Raw genomic sequence first — 22,349 nt, 5'->3', positions numbered from 1 at the left:
TCGCGTGGTCGGCGGTAGGGATAATCGATCGAACGCGATTTCAGGTGCAGTGAGCGGGAGGATGAAGTAAATGGTTTCTGGTGGGTCCGGTTCGCACTCGACGGCGATCGACGATCTACCGGGACTGGTTTCCCGCGTGGCCCAGGACGAGGGAGATCGCACCGCCCTCGAGTTCGGCGGCGAATCGGTGTCGTACGGCGCTCTGCACCAGGAGCTGACCAACCTCGATACCGCAATGGGCGGTGTTCTCGGTGCCGACGCGCTGGTCCCGTTGGCACTGTCCACGGTCGCGCCGGGTGCCATCGAATCCGTGGCCGGCGGACTCGAGTCGATCGTGGCCCACGTGGTGGCCGACGCACGCGCGGTGTTGGGCGACTTTGTTTCGGCCGCTCCGGCCGCGTCGGCCGAGACCTTGCCCGGCCGCTTTCGTGCGCAGGTGCAGCGGACACCCGACGCGGAAGCACTGCGTTTCGAGGGCCTGTCGTTGACCTACGCCGAATTCGACGCGCGGGTGAACACCCTCGCACGCCGGCTGGTTGATCTGGGCGTAGGACCTGACACTGCCGTCGGATTGTCGATCTCCCGCTCTGTCGAGTTGTTGGTCGCCATGTATGCCATCGTGGAAGCGGGCGGCGCGTACGTGCCGCTGGATCCGGCTCATCCGGCCGACCGCATCTCTTACGTGCTGGACATCGCTCGGCCGCTTCTGGTGCTGACCACCACCGCCGAGAACACTGCGCTGCCGAGCGGCACCTCGATTCTCTACGTCGATACCGAGGACTTGTCCGGGCTGTCACCGGTGCCGATGTCGGATGACGAGCGCATGCGGCCGCTCGAGCCGGAGAACACGGCCTACGTCATTTTCACCTCCGGATCGACCGGTCGGCCCAAGGGTGTGGCGGTGTCGCACGAGGCCATCGTTGCGAACCTCGATTGGCGGCAGCGGGACTATCCGCTGACCGAGGCGGATGTGGTGTTGCAGAAGACTCCGTTCACCTTCGATGTGTCGGTGTGGGAGTTCTTCTGGCCGCTGCAGGCGGGTGCAACGTTGGTCATCGCTGCGCCCGACGGGCACCGCGACCCGGCCTATATCGCCGACGCCATGGCGCGGCAGGGAGTGACCACAGCCCACTTCGTGCCGTCGATGCTCGCGGTGTTCCTCGGTTTGTTCGATTCGGTTGCTACACCCAGCATTCCGAGTCTGCGGCAGGTATTCGCTTCAGGCGAGGCGCTACCCGCAGCGGCAGCGCGAAGATTTCACGAAGTGCTCGATGCGGATCTACACAACCTCTACGGGCCGACCGAAGCGGCAGTCGACGTCACCTATCACCGCACCGACGATTCGGACGGGGTGTCGGTTCCCATCGGAGTTGCGGTGCCTCGCACCGAGTTGCACGTTCTCGACGAAGGGCTCGGCCGGACCCCGCCAGGAGTCCCGGGCGAGTTGTACCTTGCGGGCGTCCAGTTGGCGCGCGGGTACATGGCTCGACCGGACCTCACAGCCGACCGTTTCGTGGCCGATCCAGCCGGCGATGGCACCCGGATGTACCGCACAGGCGACCTCGTCCGGTGGAACTCCGACGGCGTCCTCGAGTATCTGGGACGTACCGACTTTCAGGTCAAGCTACGCGGTTTGCGCATCGAGCTCGGCGAGATCGAGGCCGCGCTCGTCGCCCAGGACGACGTCCGTCAGGCGGTAGTGGTCGTGGTGTCCGACGACTCCGATTCCGGTGTGGACGACCGGCTCGTGGCGTACGTCGTTACCGTGAGCGGAAGCGTGGATGCGGACGCGCTCTCGGCCGGCCTGCGCGGCCGACTTCCCGACTACATGGTGCCCGGTGTGTTCGTCGGGCTCGACGAGCTCCCTCTCAATGCGAGCGGCAAACTCGACCGCAGGGCCCTGCCGAAGCCCGATGCCAGCGTGTCGGCCGCGGAATACCGGGCTCCCGAAACCGACACCGAACGGGCTGTCGTCAGGGTGTTCGAGGACATTCTCGGAGCCGAGCGCGTCGGAGTGGACGACGACTTCTTCGCACTCGGCGGCAACTCACTGAGCGCGACGCGAGCGATCGCCAGAGTCAACGCCGACCTGAAGGTCGGCGTCGATGTGCGCGGGTTCTTCGATGCTCCGACAGTGGTTGGGCTCGCCACGCTCGTAGACGAGTCGGGGGCGTCGGAACTTGCGGTTCGTGAACCGCTCACCCGTCAGAACCGACCTGACATCGTGCCGTTGTCGTTGGCGCAACAGCGCATGTGGTTCTTGAACCGGTTGGATCCGGAGTCCGGTGCGAACAACATTCCGATTGCCGTGAAGTTGACGGGTGCACTGGACGTTTCGTCGATGCAGGCGGCTCTCGGAGACCTCGTGGCTCGGCACGAGACACTGCGCACTGTGTATCCGGAGCAGAACGGGACCGGAACGCAGCTGGTGCTCGACTCGGCCGAGAGTCCGGTGCTGCTGGCAACACAGCCGGTGGCCGAATCGGAGGTCGCCGGCACGGTATTCGCCGCGGCCACTGCCGGCTTCGATGTCACCACCGAGGTCCCTGTCCGGGCATCACTGCTTCGAACCGCCGATGAAGAACACGTACTCGTCGTCGTCCTGCATCACATTGCGGCCGATGGATTTTCGTTCGGGCCGCTGGTTCGTGACCTCATGACTGCATACCTGGCGCGCGCTGCCGGTGGTGCACCGCAGTGGGCACCGCTACCGGTTCACTACGCGGACTACACGCTGTGGCAAAGAGCGTATCTGGGCGACCCACTCGACGGTGGTTCCATTGCAGGCTTGCAGCTTTCGTACTGGTCCGAGCGGTTGGCCGGCCTGCCCGCGCAACTGGAGATCCCGACCGACTTCGAGCGTCCTGCCGTAGCCGCCGGAATCGGGCGAACCATTCGTATGGTGGTCGATTCGGACGTTCGAGCCGGTGCTATCGAGCTGGCACGGCAGTCACAGGTCACCCCGTTCATGGTGATGCACTCGGCTCTGGCAATTCTTGTGGCACGGCTCGCTGCAACCACCGATATCGCAATTGGAGCTCCCACCGCGGGACGCGGCGAGCCCGAACTCGACGCGCTCATCGGAATGTTCGTCAACACCCTCGTTCTGCGTACGGATGTCGACCCCGGCTCGACTGTCGAGGAGCTGCTGGCGGCGGTTCGCAAGACGGACCTCGACGCTTTCGCGAACGCCGACGTACCGTTCGAGAGTGTTGTGGAAAAGCTCGACCCTGCCCGTTCGCAGGGACGGCATCCGCTCGTACAGATTGCGTTGTTCTTTCAGAACCTCGAGGCGGAGTCACTCGAACTACCCGGTGTGGTGATCGGTGCCGTCGACATCGACGCTACCGCAGCAAAATTCGATCTGCAGGTCACTGTTTCGGACGCCGAACAGGGTGGATGGAATCTCGAATTCACCTACGCAACAGATCTTTTCGTCGAGTCGACGATGCAGCGCTTCGCATCCCGTCTGGTCTCCGTTCTGGAGCAGATGTGCACCGACGTGGGAACACGGGTCGGGGACATCGAACTGCTCAGTGAGTCCGAGATCGACATCCTCGTCCGTGCTCGCAACGACACGGCCGACAGCGTGCCGGACGGACTGGTCCTCGACGAATTCGATGCCCGAGTCGCCGCAACCCCAGATGCGCGGGCGGTTGTATCCGACGGCGAGAGCCTGACGTACGCCGATCTCGACGGCCGAGTCAATGCAGTTGCTGCTCAACTGATATCGATGAACATCGGACCTGACGACCTCGTTGCAGTTGCGATTCGCCGGTCTGTCGACTTCGTCGTCGCCATCTATGCGGTCATGCGAGCCGGGGCGGCGTTTGTTCCGATCGATCCGGATCACCCCATCGAGCGGGTCGGCCACATTCTCACCCAGGCGCAACCTGAATGCGTTCTGGTGCGCGGCAGCGACGAATTCTTGCCGCCTGCCGACATCACGGCGGTGGACATCGGTTCGGCTGTCGGCACGATCGAGCGTCCTCGAGTTCGTCGCGTCGGCCCGGACGGCCTTGCCTACGTAATTTTCACGTCCGGTTCGACAGGCAAACCGAAGGGTGTTGCCGTCAGCCATCGTGCGATCGTGAACCAACTGGACTGGATGCAGTCGCAGTACCGTCTCGAGCCGACCGATGTCTATCTCCAAAAAACGGCGACGACCTTCGACGTTTCGCTGTGGGGATACCTGTGGCCGCTTCGCCACGGCACCACGCTGGTGTTGGCGACACCTGACGGACATCGCGATCCCGAGTACTTGGCGTCCGTCATACGACGCGAGCAGGTCACTGTCACCGACTTCGTCCCGACGATGTTGTCGGTGTTCGCATCGGCCGTGGATTCGGTGTCGATCGAGTCCCTCGATCGCATTTTCGTCATTGGTGAGGCGCTCCCCGTAGAGACGATCCGAGCTTTCGGGCGGGTGTCTTCCGCTCGGACCCACAACCTCTACGGTCCGACCGAAGCGGCAGTGTCCATAACCTACGCGGATGTCACCGATCACGCATACGGCAACTCCGTCGACATCGGTGTGCCGGAAGCCAATTCGCAGGTCTACGTTTTGGACTCCCGCTTGCATCCAGTGCCGGACGGTGTCACAGGAGAGCTGTATCTGGGTGGTGTTCAGCTTGCCCGCGGCTACCTGGGTCGTCCCGACCTGACGGCCGGCCGATTCGTGGCCAACCCCTTCGCGACCGACAGTGCGTCGTCGACGCGGTTGTATCGAACCGGTGACCTCGTTCGGTGGAATTCGAGCGAGCGACTGGATTATCTCGGGCGGGCCGACTTCCAGGTCAAGTTCCGGGGGCAGAGAATCGAACTGGACGAAATCGAGGGTGCTCTGGCACTGCAGGACGCGGTGGCCCAAGCTGCCGTGCGCGTCGTGGCCACAGCGACCGGTGATCAATTGGTGGGTTACGTCATTGCCACCCCCACCGCCACCGTCGACGTCGAGTCCCTTCGCGCCGAACTCGGGTCCACTTTGCCCTCGTATATGATTCCTGCCACCGTCATGGTTCTCGACCGGTTCCCGCTCAACACCTCCGGAAAGCTTGACAGGACAGCTCTACCTGAGCCCACACTGTCGGCTGCGCGTTTCGAGGCTCCTGTCGATCCCGTCGAGCAGACCGTCGCCGCGGTCTTCGCCGAAGTCCTGGACGTGGAACGAGTCGGCCGCAGAGACGACTTCTTCGCGCTCGGAGGCAACTCTTTGGTTGCGACACGAGTGGTGTCTCGCGTGAGCGAGGCATTGGGGACCAAGGTCGCTCTGAGAACCCTGTTCGAGGCACCGACCGTCGAGGACTTCGCGGCTCGGATCGAATCCCACACCGGTGCAATGGTGCCGCTTCGGCCGCAGCCCAGGCCGGAACGAATCCCTCTGTCGATGGCGCAGCAGCGCATGTGGTTCCTCAATCGTCTCGAGCCGGAATCCGCCGTCAACAACATCCCGGTCGCGATCCGGCTGTCGGGGCAGTTGGATTGCCACGCTTTGGATCGTGCTGTCGTCGATCTTTTGACTCGTCACGAATCACTCCGGACCGTGTATCCGGAAATCGACGGTGTGGGCTACCAGCAAGTAGTACCTCCGCATTCGGTGGCACCCGATCTCACGCCGATACCCGTCGACGAGTCGCAGTTGATCGCGTCGATCCAGGAGTTCGTGTCGGGAGGGTTCGACGTCACGTCGCGAGTACCACTACGCGCCGGACTGTTCCAGGTGTCCTCGAACGAGCACATCTTGGTAATTGTGGTCCACCACATCGCTGCAGATGGTTACTCGGTCGGACCGTTGGCGCGAGACGTGGTGCGGGCTTACACGACTCGGGAGGAAGGTCTCGATCTGACCTGGGACCCGCTGCCGGTGCAATACGCCGATTACACGTTGTGGCAGCGCGAAGTACTCGGCTCCGAGGACGACCCGGAGTCGATCCTCGGCGCTCAGAAGAAGTTCTGGCAGGTCCAGCTCGATGGACTGCCGGAACAGCTGAATCTGCCATTCGATCGCCCGAGGCCCGCGGTGGCCAGCTATCGAGGTGCCACTCATCGTTTCGTGGTTCCGGCATCCGTTCGGGTCGAGGTGGAACGGCTGGCGGCACAGCAGCGTTCAACCCCGTTCATGGTTGTCCACGCGGCAATTGCAGTGCTGCTGTCTCGGCTGTCGGGTACCGACGACGTTGCAGTCGGTGCGCCGATTGCGGGGCGCGGCGAGGCGGCTCTGGACGGCATGATCGGTATGTTCGTCAACACCCTGGTCTTGCGGACCCGTATAGATCCGAATGCCCGATTCGACGAAGTTCTCGAAAGAATCCGTGTAGGTGATCTGAACGCGTTTTCCAACGCGGACATACCGTTCGAGCGGCTTGTCGAAATATTGGACCCGGCTCGATCGACGGCTCGTCATCCGTTGTTCCAGGTTGCCCTGTTCTTCCAGAACCTCGGTGCCGCGGAACTCGTGCTGCCCGGTCTCTCGGTCTCTGCAGTGGAGTTCGATACCGGAACTGCCAAATTCGATCTACAGATCGCGGTCTCGGATATGGCCGACGATGGCGGTTGGTCTGTCGAGTTCAACTACGCCACAGATCTTTTCGACCCTTCTGGTGTCGAATCGATAGAAGCCAGACTGATGCGGGTTCTCACAACGATCGTCGCAGAGCCGTCGGTGGTTGTGGGTGACATCGATTTGATGTCCAACGACGAACGCGTGCAATTGATACGGTTGGGGACCGGTTCCGAGCATGAGGTCGACACGGTTCTTCTTCTCGATCGGTTCGATGCTGCAGTGGTCGAGTTTCCAGATTCCATTGCGGTCGTGTACGAGAATCAGTCCCTCACCTACCGTGAATTCTCCGCTCGGGTAGACGAATTGGCGGGGACACTTGTCCGCGCTGGCGCAGGTGCTGACAACCTTGTTGCTCTGGCGATGCGGCGATCCATCGATCTGGTCGTCGGCATGTATGCGGTACTCCGCTCGGGGGCAGGTTTTGTCCCCATCGATCCCGACCATCCGGCAGAACGGGTTCGATACATTCTTTCTGCCGCCGACCCGATCTGTGTGCTCTCGAGATCCGAAGACGACTTCAACGCTCCGGAGCCGCTTCCCGTGATCGATGTGCACGATCCGCCACCCACCGCGAGTGCGGTGGAGTCATCGCGTGCGAAGGCGTCACCCGAGTCGGTCGCGTACGTCATTTTCACGTCCGGCTCCACTGGCAATCCCAAGGGTGTTGCCGTCGGTCACCGGTCGATTGTGAACCAGATGGAATGGATGCAGTCCGAATACGGGCTCGCATCAGAAGATGTGTACCTACAAAAAACGGCAACCACTTTCGACGTTTCGTTGTGGGGCTTCTTCTTACCACTGCAGGTCGGAGCGTCCCTGGTTCTGGCAACACCGGACGGTCACAGGGATCCGAGCTACCTCGCTGAGGTCATTGCGCGTCGGTCCGTTACTGTCACCGACTTCGTCCCGACGATGCTGTCGGTATTCGCCGCCGCCGTGTCGCGAAAGTCCATCGAGACCCTGAAGCAGATATTCGTCATCGGTGAGGCGCTTCCGAGTGAAGCCGTTCGCGACTTTGCGAGGGTTTCCGATGCGCGAGTGCACAATTTGTACGGCCCCACCGAGGCCGCCGTGTCGATCACCTACGCCGACGTGACAGACACGGCTGCGGGATCCGCAGTCTCGATCGGTTGTCCCGAATGGAATTGCGCCGTCTACGTTCTCGATTCACGTTTGGCACCGGTGCTGCCGGGTGTCCCGGGTGAGTTGTATCTCGCCGGGGTGCAGCTCGCCCGTGGGTACTACGGCAGAGTCGACCTTACCGCGGACCGTTTCGTGGCCAACCCCTTCACTTCGTCCTCTTCGTCGGCAAGCAGCCGCATGTACCGAACCGGTGACGTCGTCGTGCAGCGACCGGACGGCCGGCTCGATTACGTCGGACGAACGGACTTCCAGGTGAAGTTCAGGGGACAACGTATCGAACTCGGTGAGATCGAATCGGCTCTCGTCGCGCACCCGGCGGTCGCGCTGGCGTCCGTCGCTGTGGTCGCCACCGACGCGGGGGATCAGCTGGTCGGTTATGTCGTTCCCTCGGCAGAAGCGATCATCGACGTGGTCGGACTGCGCGCTGCGCTCACCGAGGCCTTGCCCCGGTACATGGTTCCCAGCGCCATCGTCGCGCTGGACGAGTTTCCCCTGAACACTTCGGGCAAGCTCGACCGCAAGGCCCTGCCCGCACCCAAATTCGAGGCAACGGAATTCCGGGCGCCCACCACCCCGACAGAAGAGGCAGTCGCGAATATTTTCGCCGACGTCCTCGGTGTCGAAAGAGTAGGTCTGGACGACGATTTCTTTGCTCTCGGTGGGAACTCCCTCATTGCAACACAATTCGTGGCGCGGCTCGGCGCAGCTCTCGACTCCCGAGTACCGGTACGCGATTTGTTCGAGGCGTCGACCGTCGAGTCGCTTGCCGCGCGCGTGCAATCCCACACCGGTGGCCACCTCGAGTTGACGGCGATGCCACGGCCGGATCGAATTCCACTCTCCCTCGCCCAGCAGCGCATGTGGTTCCTGAATCGACTCGACGCCGATTCGGCGGTCAACAATATCCCCGTTGCCGTGCGACTCAGTGGCGTGCTCGATGTCGATGCGTTGACGGCAGCGGTGGACGACGTGGTGACACGGCACGAGATCCTGCGCACGGTGTACCCCGAAACTGCGGGCACAGGAATTCAAGTGATCTTGCCCCCGACATCCGTACGGACGGATTTCGCCGTGCAGCAGGTAGACGAATCCGACATGTACGGCACGGTGGTCGACCTCGTGACCGGAGGATTCGACGTCACCCGAACTGTGCCGGTCCGCATTCGTCTCCTCGTGACTGGCGCGACCGAGCATGTCCTTGTGGTCGTCGCGCATCACATTGCGGCCGATGGGTTCTCGATGATCCCGCTCATGCGAGACGTCATCACCGCTTACATCGCACGCATCGACGGAAACGCTCCAGACTGGGCTCCGTTGTCGGTGCAGTACGCCGATTACACCCTGTGGCAGCGAGAGGTTCTAGGGTCCGCGGATGACCCGGCCTCACTGATCGCAGTCCAGGAGTCCTATTGGAAAACTTCCTTGGCGGGCCACCCCGACGAGTTGGTCTTGCCGACGGATCGCCCACGCCCGCCGGCTGCGAGCGGACGCGGGGCATCGCTCACCCGTGTACTCGACGAACGGACGACAGAGGCAATCGATTCCCTGGCCGCCGAGCGCGGTGTCACCTCGTTCATGGTGGTGCATGCAGCGTTGGCAGTGCTGCTGTCGCGGCTGTCGGGTAGCGCGGACGTTGCGGTAGGCACGCCCGTCGCCGGTCGGGGCGAAGCGGCGCTGGACGATGTGATCGGGATGTTCGTCAACACGTTGGTGTTGCGCACTTCGGTCGATGGCTCTTCGACATTCGACGAGGTTCTGGCAGGTGTGCGCGAGGTGGATCTGGCTGCGTTCGCGCACGCCGATGTTCCGTTCGAGCGGGTAGTCGAGGTGGTCGATCCATCCCGTGTACAGGGGCTCCATCCGTTGGTTCAGGTGTTGCTCACGTTCCAGAACTTCGGCAACACCTCATTCGAGTTGCCAGGGTTGACTGCCTCCGCCGTCGACTTCGATGCCGCAGTGGCCAAGATGGATCTACAGATCACGGTCACGGAGCCGCACGAGCAATCCGATGGACGCCGTTCTCGAACGATCGAATTCATCTACGCGACCGATCTGTACGACTCGTCGACCGTCGCACTTATGGCTGATCAATTTCTTACGGTACTTTCCGGTGCCGTGACGGATCCGGCGACCGCAGTCGGCGATATCGACATCGTCGGCAGGGAGGTACGCGAACGTCTGCTCACGCAGTGGAGTTCATCCGGACCTGATGTGCACGTCGGTGGTGCGACACTGGTCGATCGGTTCGACTCGGCAGTTGCCGCGTTCCCGCAGAGTGTGGCGCTGCGTTACGCGGACACCTCGCTGACGTACGCCGAACTCGATGCCCGTGTCAATCGCCTGGCCCGACGGCTGATCGACACTGGAGCTGGTCCGGATTCACTGGTGGCGGTTGCACTTCCGCGCTCGGCCGACCTGGTCGTCGCGCTCCTGGCCGTGATCAAGTCGGGTGCCGGGTATCTCCCCGTCGACCCGTCGTACCCGCGTGAACGTGTTGATTTCATGCTGGCCGACGCTGCTCCCATCGCTGCGGTAACCACGACCGAAGTTCTGTCCGGTGAATCGGCTGCGGGCATTCGCGCCGCGGCTGTGCCGATTCTCGACGTTGCACAGGAGGATTCGAGTCGATCTCCCTCCCGTGTGACGGATGCGGACCGCGTGGCTCCGTTGCGAGGAGACAATCTTGCCTATGTCATCTACACATCCGGATCTACCGGACGACCCAAGGGTGTACAGATCCCGCATCACACCGTTCTGCGGTTGATCGACAACACCGACTCGTTCTTCGGATTCGACCAGACCGATGTCTGGACGATGTTCCACTCCTATGCCTTCGACTTCTCGGTATGGGAGTTGTGGGGACCGCTTTTGCACGGCGGCACAGTGGTGATGGTGGACTACTTCACCGCACGCTCTCCGGAGGCGTTCCGTGAACTACTGGTCCGCGAGGGCGTCACCGTTCTCAATCAGACGCCGTCGGCGTTCTATCAGCTTGCCGAGTCCGACCGAGAGCAGGAGCCTCAGGACGCGAACGCGCTTGCGTTGCGATTCGTCATTTTCGGCGGTGAAGCCCTCGAGCCTCGCCGCCTTACCGGCTGGTTCGACCGTCACGGTGACGGTTCGACCAGCGGACCTCTGCTGGTCAACATGTACGGCATCACCGAAACAACCGTGCATGTCTCTCTGCGTGCCCTGTCTGCAGCTTCTGTCGGCTCTGCGTCGGTCATCGGTGCCCCGATCTCCGGACTCGGAATCTACGTACTCGACAACAGGTTGCTGCCCGTGCCAGTCGGTGTCGCAGGAGAGCTCTACGTGTCGGGCGGTCAGCTGGCGCGGGGATATCTCGGTCGCGCCGACCTGTCGGCAGCGCGATTCATCGCGAACCCGTTCGGTAAAGGACGGCTGTATCGAACCGGCGACGTCGCTCGCTGGGGCCACAGCGAGTCGGGCGGCGGAGACCTCATTTATTTGGGTCGTTCCGACGATCAGGTCAAGGTCCGCGGCTTCCGTATCGAACTCGGCGAGATCGAGGCCGCGGTCTCCGCGCAAGATGGCGTCAGCGCAACTGCAGTGATCGTGCGTGAGGATTCTCCCGGTGCGCAGCGTTTGGTGGCATACGTGGTCGGAACAGCCGACGTGAATGCGCTTCGAGCCGGGGTGGCCGAGCTGGTGCCGGAGTACATGGTTCCATCGGCGTTCGTTGCGGTGGACGAGATTCCGTTGACCGTCAACGGGAAGCTCGACCGGAAGGCGTTGCCCGAACCAAAATTCGAAGGCCGAGAGTTCCGCGAGCCTGCCTCGAATACCGAACGCGTTGTGGCTCAGGTCTTCGCGGATGTGTTGGGAGTCGACAAAGTTGGGCGGGACGACGATTTCTTCGAGCTCGGGGGAAACTCGCTGATCGCTACTCAGGTAGCGTCTCGGGTCGGTGCGGCTTTGGATGCAACTGTGCCCGTTCGCGTCGTATTCGATTCGTCTACCGTCGAAACGTTTGCCGTTGCCATCGGCGAGCTGGTCGGTGGGGGTAGCAGACCCGCTCTGGTGGCGGGCGAGCGGCCGGCGCGGATTCCGCTCTCGCTTGCACAGCAACGCATGTGGGTACTGAACAACCTGGACCCGCGGTCGGGTTCCTACAACATTCCACTGGCCGTCCGGCTCTCCGGCAACCTCGACGTGTCTGCGCTCGAACGTGCGGTGGCAGATGTCGTGGCGCGCCACGAATCGCTACGCACGGTCTATCCGTCCGACACCGACGGCCCGCACCAGAAAATTCTGTCGGCCGCCGAGGTCACGTTCGATCTGACACCGCGTGCTGTGGAGGACGATCGGGGAGCGATTGCGGCAATAGCCGAGTTCGTGTCGGCCGGTTTCGATGTTTCTCGGGCGGTGCCGGTGCGAATTGCCCTCTTCGAGCTGTCACCCGGCGATCGCGTGCTCGCCGTGGTTGTCCACCACATCTCTGCAGACGGTGCTTCCATCGCTCCGCTTGCTCGCGATGTCATGGTTGCGTACGCGACTCGGGCGAACGGGTCAGCACCCGAGTGGTCGGAACTCCCCGTCCAATACGCCGACTTCACTCTGTGGCAGCGTCAGGTTGTCGGTACGGTGGACGATCCGGATTCGATTGCCTCCCAGCAGCTTCGGTACTGGAAGACGGCATTGGCCGGCAGCCCCGACACCGTTGACCTCCCGCTCGATCGTTCGAGGCCCGCGACACGGACCATGCGCGGACACTCCGTCGATTTCTCGGTGAGCGACACGACGCATGCAGGTCTTACGGCGTTCTCGCGGGACCGTGGCACATCGCTGTTCATGCTCGTGCATGCCGCGCTGTCGGTGCTACTGAGCAGGCTGAGCGGTAGCGACGACATAGTGATAGGCACTCCGGTAGCCGGTAGAGGTGCGGCCGAACTCGATGAGCTGGTCGGCATGTTCGTAAACACACTCGCGTTGCGCACCGTCGTCGATTCGGGGGATACGTTCTCGGGTCTGGTCGATCTCGTTCGCACGACGGACCTCGGTGCGTTGTCCAATGCGGACGTCCCGTTCGAGGATGTCGTCGACGCCGTGGTCCCTGCGCGGTCGCAGGCCCGCCACCCGATTTTCCAGGTGGTCCTGTCGTTCCAGAATCTCGAACGCGTACATCTGAACCTGCCCGGACTCACCGTCGAGGGGCTCGACACGGGTGAGCTCGCGGCCAAGTTCGATCTGCAGTTCACTATCGAGGAGCGCATCGACGAGGACGGTCGGCCGCTGGGTCTGTTCGGATCGCTGCTGTACGCAACCGACCTGTTCGACGCAGATACTGCGCGCTCCATGGCCGAGAGACTGACGTACATTCTCGATGCGGTCGCCGAAAATCCCTACGGGATCGTGGGCGATATCGACATCATGACCGTGCACGAACGTCGGGGAGCGGTGGCGCTCGAGCCCGTGGAGACACCACTGGCTCCTGTCACCGGAGGTCGCACACTTGCCCAGACGATGTCGGCCGTTGTCGAATCGGACTCGGACGCACCTGCATTCGTTCGGGCTGGAGATGAACTGCCGTTCTCCGACGTCGAGGGTCGCTCGTCCCGACTCGCGCGTGTATTGATCGAGGCGGGTGTCGGGCCGGGTGACGACGTGGTTATCGCACTGCCCGTGTCGGTCGAATGGGCGGTAGCAGTGTGGGCAGTGGCACTTGCCGGTGGCGTGATCGTGGTCGGTGACAACGTGAATGCGCCCGCCGACTCGACGGAGGCCTCCCGAGCGCAGTTCGTCCTGGGGACCTCGGTCGCGCAAGTACCGGAAGGCGTTCGGCTGATAGCTGTCGACGATCCACTGACAATCGATGCCATCGCAGCAGCGTCGCCGAGACCGGTGGATTATTCGGCCAGAACCCGGATCCTGGGCGCAGCCGATCCTGCGGTCTCGGTGGTCCGCGGCGACGGCCATGTGGCACGGTGGACGAACGCCGAAGTCGTCGACTGGCTCAGCAAATCGAACGCAAGGCTCGGCATCTCGTACGACGGCCGGTTGGCCGCAGATCGCAGCACCGGCGAGGTGTGGCAGTTGTGGACAGTATTGGCGGCCGCTGTGGTGGGCGCTGCCTGGGTGGTGCCCGGTGCGGTGGAGAACGGCGGCGGAAATTCCGACTTCGCCGAACAGCTCGCAGACGAGTGGGTCACTCACGCCGTCGTAGAGGCCGATTTCGCTCGGACGGTGAATGTTGGGGATCTGGAGGACCTGGAAGCCTTGGTCGTCACCGGTGTGAACGACACGTCCGAGGTCTCGAATGCTTCGGCGGAGGTGGAACTCGTTACCGACTTGGTCCCTTTCGATCGTGGGTGATCGGGCGCGGGAGTCGTCTCGGCCGCACAGACGGCTTCCGGAATCGGAGGGCAACCGCTGATGCGCGGACGACACCGAGGAAACTGAACACCATGGGCAACGTGATGGGAAAAGCATGAGCGACAATCGTGATTCGGCGGAGACGCCGCCTCTCGAAACGGTCCAGCCTGTTCGGAAGGAGCGGGCGCGTCGGCCTCGTCGGGTACGCAACACCACTCCCTTGTTGCCGCAGCTGTTGTCCGCCGCGGTAGAGATGGATCCACACCGGGACGCGTTGGTTCTCGGAGACCACACCATGTCCTATGCCGAAGTGGATCGGCGTTCATCACAGATGGCGCGTCTTCTGATCCGGCAAGGCGTCGGCCCCGAGGATGTCGTTGCCATTGCGATATCGAGATCGATCGAATCGGTGCTCGCGTTGTGGGCGGTGGCCAAGTCGGGTGCTGCGTTCGTCCCCGTCGACCCGACCTACCCAGCCGACCGTGTTCGGCACATGTTGTCCGATTCGGGAGCCAGCGTCGGACTGACAACAGGTGAGTTCGTCGATCGCCTTCCGCAGGACTGCACTTGGACGGTGATAGACGACTCCGATTTCGCGACTGCCGTCGCGGGTGTCAGCGCCGACAGGGTCGCATTGACCGATCGACTTGCTCCGCTGCGCGATACCAACACGGCTTACATCATCTACACCTCCGGCTCGACGGGAGTGCCGAAGGGGGTCGTAGTGACCCACGCCGGTTTCGCGAACCTGGCGGCCGAACAACAGGCGCGATACGGAACGTCTGCGACCTCCCGCACACTGCATTTCGCGTCCCCCAGCTTCGACGCGTCGATTCTCGAATTGCTTATGGCCATCGCGGCGGGTTCGACGATGGTCATCGTGCCGACCGGCACCTTCGGAGGACTCGAGCTCTCCGAACTGCTTCGACAACAGCGGGTTACGCACGCCTTCGTGACGCCGGCTGCGTTGGCGTCGATCGAGCCCGACGGGTTGGACACGCTCGAAGTGGTTGTGACCGGCGGAGAGAATTGCCCGTCCGAACTCGTCGAAGTATGGGGGCGCGGCCGAAAGTTCTTCAACGCGTACGGCCCTACCGAAACAACGGTAGTCAGCACGATCTCGCCCCAGTTGTCGCCGGGTGACCCGGTGACTATCGGAGATGCAATAAAAGGAACCACCGCTCACGTCCTGGATCGGCGACTGCGTCCGGTACCGAACGGGGTGGCGGGCGAGTTGTATCTCTCCGGTGCCGGCGTCACCCGCGGTTACGGCGGCAAGCCGAGCTTGACGTCGAACAGATTTGTCGCCGACCCTTTCGCGGACGTACCTGCTCGCATGTATCGGACCGGTGACGTGGTGCGCCGAACGTCTGCGGGAGCAATGCAGTTCGTCGGTCGTAATGACTTTCAGGTCAAGATCCGTGGTTTTCGGATCGAGCTCGGCGAGATCGACAGTGCTCTCGCTGCACACCCGTCCGTCCGCTTCGCGATCACCATCGATCGTCCAGGAGACGGAGGCGAGGTTGCGCTGGTCTCGTATGTACGGCTCGGCCCCGATGCCCAGCCCAGTGTCGAGGAATTGACAGAGTTTGCCCGAAAAGCGCTGCCCAAGCACATGATTCCATCGTCGATAATGGTCGTCGACGAGGTCCCTCTCACTCCCGCCGGCAAGGTGGACCGAGCTCGGTTGCCGGAACCGATCTTCGCCCAGCGCGAGTATCGCGCTCCGGTGACTCCCGCCGAGATCGCTGTCGCTGCGGTGTTCCAGGAGATTCTGGGGGTCGAACGGGTCGGCAGAGACGACGACTTCTTCGAACTGGGCGGCAATTCGCTGTCCGCTACTCGGCTGGCAGCGCGAATCGGTGCGGCGTTCGAGGTCCAGTTCGGAGCGCGCGAGGTATTCGAGATTGCGACGGTTTCGGGACTGGCCACGGTTGTCTCCGAGCTCGATCATGGAGCGTACGAACCGCTCGGACCACAACACAGGCCCGATCGGATTCCACTGTCGTTCGCGCAGCAGCGTATGTGGTTCATCAATCGATTCGACCCCGAATCGCTGGCGTACAACGTTCCCTTGGCGATTCGGTTGAGCGGTGTACTCGATGTCCAGGCACTCACCGCCGCAATCGGTGACGTGATCCGACGGCACGAGGTGCTGCGGACCGTGTACCCGGAGATCGATGGGTCCGGTATTCAGATGGTGCTCTCGCCCGAAGAGGTGACCTCGCAATTTCGGCGCGAGGCAGTCGACGAGGGGGCATTGATCTCGCGACTGACCGACTTCTTCGCACGCGGCTTCGACGTCACCACCGAGGTGCCCCTGAGGTCCGCCCTGTTCGAGATCGACGGTGAGGACGCGGCAGCTGCGAGCGATGCTGTGCTGGTGCTCGTCGCGCATCACATCGCCTTGGACGGATTTTCGCTCGGCCCGTTGACCCGCGACATCATGACTGCCTATGCCCGTCGTGCCGCGGGTGAAGATGGCGGTCTGCCGCAGCTCGACGTGCAATATGCCGATTTCACTATCTGGCAACGCGCGGTGCTCGGCGAAGAAAATGATGCCGACTCCATTGTCTCACAACAGATTTCCTATTGGAAGGCCGCGCTCGTCGGAGTTCCGGAGCTGACGTCCTTGCCCACCGACCGGCCACGACCGGCGTCGGCGAGCGGTGCCGGTGCCGCCCATACGTTTTCGGTGGACGGCGCGGTGTCGACCGCACTGGACGAGTTCGCCCGAAGCCGCAACACCACCCCTTTCGTCGTATACGCGACGGCTCTGGCGGTCTCGCTCGCAACGACATCGGGGACGAACGACATAGTGATGGGAACCGCCGTCGCGGGTCGGGGCGAGAAGGCTCTCGACGAGTTGGTCGGAATGTTCGTCAACACACTGGTGTTGCGCAGCGACATCGACGGGCGGCGAACGTTGGTCGAGACGGTGGACTCTGTTCGCGACACCTCCCGAAGCGCGTTCGCGCACGCCGACATCCCCTTCGAGCGGCTGGTCGAGATCATCGACCCGCCGCGGTCGACGTCTCATACGCCGCTGTTCCAGGTGATGCTGACCCTCCAGAACCTCGAAGCGACCGAGTTCTCGCTGGCAGGACTGGACATCTCGGCTGTCGAATTGGATACGACTACAGCACAATTCGACCTCGCGCTGACTCTTGCTCCCGAACGGCAGGCGAACGACGGGACGATGAGCGGGACTTTCGTTTACGCTGCCGACCTCTTCGACGAGTCGACAGTTGCCTCCTTTGCTGCTCGCTTCGTCAAGGTGCTGCACGCGATCGCGGAGGAGCCCTCGGCCACGATACGTTCACTCGACCTCCGCAGCGCCGAGGAGAAGTCGGCCCTGGCGCGCTGGAACGACACCGCTCGCGCTCCGGCCCTCGGGACTGTGATGGACAGGTTCGACTCGCGGGTCGCCGATTCGCCTGATGCGCCGGCAATCGTTTTTCGCGACAGCACACGGACTTATGCGCAGTTCGCCTCGGATGTCCGTGCTCTGGCTCGCTACCTTGTGCAGGCCGGTGTCGGGCCTGAGATCCCGGTTGCAGTCGTCGGGCACCGTTCGTACGCGATGGTGCAATCCATCTATGCGATTCTGGCTGCTGGAGGCGCGTACGTTCCCATCGACCCGGAATGGCCGGCGGAACGTGTCGACTTCGTTCTCGGCGTAGCGGCACCGGCATTGGTGTTGACGACCGCGGCTGCGCCGGTACCACAAGGCAACCAGGCCGAGCCCCTGTCGATCCGACCACAGGTAGTGCAAGTCGACACGCTCGACTTGTCGGGATTCGCAGGCGGCCCTCTGCAGCCTGTCGAACTCGCCGCCCCGCTCAGGACGGATAATTCTGCCTACATCATCTTCACATCGGGCTCGACCGGTCGACCCAAGGGCGTGACCGTCTCGCACCGAGCCATCGTCAACCAACTCGACTGGTTGCAGGCAGAGTTTCGCGTCGATAAATCGGACCGGGTTCTGCAGAAGACCACCATCGGTTTCGACGCGTCGGTGTGGGAACTACTTCTACCGTTGGTAACCGGCGCGCAGTTGGTGCTGGCCGAGCCCGACGGCCACACCGATCCGCATTACTTGGCCGAAGTGATCGCGTCGCAGCAAATTTCGATTGCTCAATTCGTCCCATCGGTGCTCGCCCTGATGGTCGATACCCTCCGATCGAGTCAGTTCGCTTCCTTGCGCGCAGTGCTGGTCGGCGGTGAGCAGTTCCCGGGGCAGGTTGCTTCGGATATCCGAGCGCTCGGTGTCGCAGACGTACACAATGTCTACGGCCCCACCGAGACTGCCGTGCAGGTTGCTCATCACTCGAGTACCGACGTGGACGAATCCGTCGTACCGATCGGCGTGGCCGTCACGAACGTGAGGTTGCACGTTCTCGATTCCGGGCTTGTCGAGGCACCCGTGTCGGTCGTCGGCGAGCTGTACGTGGCGGGTATCCAGTTGGCGCGGGGGTACGCATCTCGGCCGGGCCAGACCGCGGAGCGATTCGTGGCCGACCCGTTCGGCGCGCCGGGAAGTCGCTTATACCGAACGGGCGATATGGTCCTTCGCCGTGCCGATGGTTCCCTCGTGTACGTAGGACGCCGTGATGATCAGATCAAACTGAACGGATTGCGGATCGAACTGGGCGAGATCGAGTCGGCACTGCGAGCCGATGAAGCCGTAAGCGCTGCTGCGGCGACTGTCGTCGACAACATCCTGGTCGGTTTCGTCGTACTCCACCCAGAACGTTCGTTCGACGAAGCTGCGATACTCGCCACCGCCGCCGCGCGACTTCCGCGCTACATGGTGCCTGCCACGCTCGTTGTGCTCGAACAGCTCCCGCGCGGATCCAGCGGCAAGATCGATCGAAAAGCCCTGCCGGCTCACCACTTCGCTCCTACCGTCACGTATCGGGAACCAACGTCCGATACAGAGACATTGCTGTCTTCGTTGTTCCAGGAAATTCTGGGCGTCGAGAAGGTCGGTGTAGACGACTCGTTCTTTGCGCTGGGCGGAGACAGCATCATGTCGATACAGCTCGTCTCGCGTGCGAAGTCGCGTGGAGTGTCTTTCAAGCCGCGTGACGTCTTCGAGTCGAGAACGGTGGCGAGACTGGCCGAGGCGGCCGTCGAATCGACTCCAGAAGACGCCCAGGTGCTGGTGGAAATCGACGGCGGGGGTGTCGGTGTCATGCCTACCACCCCGATCGTCGAGGCAATGATCGAGCGCGGATCGCAGTATTCTCGATTCACTCAGCAGGCCGCCCTCGAACTACCTGCGGGCATCGAACGAGAGGGAATTCTCGCGACGATTTCGGCCGTGGTGGACCACCACGACATGCTCAGGGCGCGATTGTCGCCCGGCGGCGGGCAGTACGGTATCGAGGTTTCTCCGGCGGGATCGATCGACGTGGACGCCTTGGTGCACCGCGTGGAGTTGGACGCAACCGCGAGCAGCGAGGCCGCTTCTGCAGCAGGATCGCGCGCGCTCGATGCTGCGGTCGCCGAACTGGCTCCGGACCGAGGCGTTGTACTGCAGTTCGTCTGGTTGGATTTCGGTCCGACCCGCCGAGGACGCATTCTGGTAGTGGCGCATCACCTTGTTGTCGACGGTGTGTCGTGGCGGATCCTCATTCCGGATTTCGTCACCGCGTGGGCCCAGTATTCGTCGGGAACCCCACTCGCGCTGGCACCGGTGGGAACGTCGATGCGGACGTGGAGCCATCGCCTGTACGCCGAGGCCAACAGCGACGAGCGCGCGGACGAAATCGCGCACTGGTGCCGAGTTCTGGAGGCGAGTGATCCACTCATCGGAAGCAGACCGTTCGATCCTCTCCAGGACCGACGATCGACCATGAAGTCGGTGTCGGTGTCCGTGCCGGCGGCCGTCACAGCGGGCATCTTGACGGACGTTCCCCGCATCATCAGGGGCGGTGTCAACGACGCTTTGTTGACGGGCCTCGCAATGGCGGTGGCCCAATGGCGACGGCAGCGGAGCGTGGACAGTGCGACCACACTGATCCTGTTGGAGGGACACGGTCGAGAAGAGGGCGTGGTTCCAGGCGCAGATCTCTCTCGTACCGTCGGATGGTTCACCACGGTATTTCCGGTCGCTCTGGATCTGACGAACCTCGACCTGGCGGACGCCTTCGCGGCAGGGGCTTCGGCAGGTGCAGCGCTGAAACGAGTGAAGGAACTACTGGCGTCGCTGCCCGACAAGGGAATCGGGTACGGACTCCTGCGCTATCTCCGACCCGATCCGCCGGCAGCCATGACGCGCACCACGCCACAGATTTCGTTCAACTATCTCGGTCGATACGGGTCGGCAGAGGCGACCGAGCATCTCGACATCGGTTGGGTGCCGGCCTCGGACATGGCGGACATCCAGACGGACCCGGACGATCTGGCCGCTGTAGCGCTGCTGGATATCAACGCGATGGTCGTCGGTGGACCTGACGGTGAGCAGTTGAACGCCAGCTTCGCCTATGCGTCGGGCACCGTGTCCGCCGAGGATGCGGAATCCATCTCGGCGTTGTGGGTCGACGCGCTGACCGCCCTCGTCCGTTTCTCGCACGGCGTCGAATCGGCAGGTCTGACGCCGTCGGACGCCCCGCTCGTGTCGGTGTCGCAGTCTGACATCGATATCTGGGAGGCCAGGTACGGCGCGCTCGACGACATCTGGCCGTTGACTCCGCTCCAAGCGGGGTTTCAGTATCACGCTCTCGCGGCGGGTGTCGACCCGGACGTCTACATGCCCCAGGTCGTGTTGATGCTCGGAGGTACGCTCGATGTCGAACGATTGCGCACTGCGGCGAATGCTCTGATCGCTCGGCATCAGAACCTTCGGACCGTGTTCGTCCAGGACCGAGACGGTCAACCCGCGCAACTGGTGTTACCCCGTAGCGGTGTGCAATTCGACGAATTCGATCTACGAGCCATGTCGGAACCCGAGCGCGATGCCCGCTGTGCCGAGATCGTCGAGGCCGACCGGCTTCGGAGGTTCGACCTCGAATCCGGCCCGTTTCTGCGGTTCGCAGTGATTCGTATGGCGGATGGCGATTACCGTCTGGTCGTTACCGATCACCACATCGTTCTGGACGGCTGGTCGATGCCGATCGTGCTTCGTGAACTGCTTGCCCTGTACGCATTGCGCGGCGACGACTCGGTGCTGCCGCGTCCACGGCCGTATCGCTCTTTCCTGTCCTGGTTGAACAGCCGGGACGATCGCCTTGCGCTCGAGGCGTGGAGCGCGGCGTTCGACGGTGCGACAGAACCGACTCTCGTGGCAGGGAGCGTTCGCACATCCGTGACCGGTTGGGCTTCGGTGCTCGAGGCGAGTGTGCCGGAGACGGTCACGGCAGCACTCACCGAACGCGCGGGACGTCTCGACGTCACCGTCAATACCCTTGTTCAAGGTGCCTGGGCGCTGTTGCTCGCGCGAACCATGGGACGCGACGACGTGGTGTTCGGTGCGACTGTGTCCGGTCGACCCGGCGAGATCGATGGGGTCGAGAACATGGTGGGCTTGTTCATCAACACGGTCCCGGTGCGGATTCGTGTGCGAGCAGGCGACACGGTCGACGAATTTCTGCAGCGCATCCAGCGTGAGCAGGTCGAGCTTCTCGAACACCAGCACGTGAGTCTGAGCGAGATTCGAGGTTCGGTCGGCACTGCCGCCGATTTCGACACGCTCACAGTGTTCGAGTCGTATCCCGTCGACGAATCCGCAATTGCTCAGCAATCGGCGTCGATAGACGGCCTTCGTGTTCTGGGCATGACGTTTTCGGAGTCGACCCATTACCCGATCGCACTCCGCATCACCGCGGGAGCACGGATTCACGTGCGGCTCGAGCATATGAGCGACGTGGTGGATATCGCCGCTGCGAACCATCTGGTCAGGTCTTTCACTGCGATGTTGGAGTCTTTCTCCTCCCCGCACGGAGCCGAGATCGACGCGCTGATCTCGGGACTCGAACCGATCGACGCCCGGCCCTGGCCGGTGCCGACGCATCCTCCGACGTCCGGCACGACAGACGAGGATGACAGGGCGGTATCGAGAGTATGTGCGTCGGTGCTCGAAACCGATCACATCTCACTCGACAGCAGTTTCTTCGAGCTCGGTGGCACCTCGCTCGGCGCAATGGCGCTGTCGAAATTGCTGGGAGAGGCTCTGGGGCGTCCGGTACCACTTCGGGCCGTGCTCGAGGCACCGTCTGTCGGTGCGTTGGCCGATGCCGAGTTCGTTGCGTTCTTCGATCGGTAGGACCACCGAATCCTGGCCCGGCTTTCGACGCACCGGTTTCAT

The 22,349-nt window shown here is 62.8% G+C and carries 2 protein-coding genes; both read left to right on the top strand.

From position 1 onward, the window contains the following. Positions 1–70: 70 nt before the first annotated feature. Positions 71–14,038: a non-ribosomal peptide synthetase gene (locus MTX34_RS01970; RefSeq protein ID WP_243608252.1), complete on the top strand. Its 13,968-nt coding sequence runs from the start codon at positions 71–73 to the stop codon at positions 14,036–14,038. A gap of 115 nt (positions 14,039–14,153) precedes the next feature. Continuing rightward, positions 14,154–22,307: a non-ribosomal peptide synthetase gene (locus tag MTX34_RS01965; protein WP_243608251.1), complete on the top strand. Its 8,154-nt coding sequence runs from the start codon at positions 14,154–14,156 to the stop codon at positions 22,305–22,307. Positions 22,308–22,349: the final 42 nt, after the last annotated feature.

This window comes from Rhodococcus sp. ARC_M5 (assembly GCF_022810405.1).
GTDB classification, from domain to species: Bacteria; Actinomycetota; Actinomycetes; order Mycobacteriales; family Mycobacteriaceae; genus Rhodococcoides; species Rhodococcoides navarretei.
The sequence above is the reverse complement of the archived record's forward strand: the minus strand, read 5'-3'. Positions and strand labels throughout refer to the sequence as shown.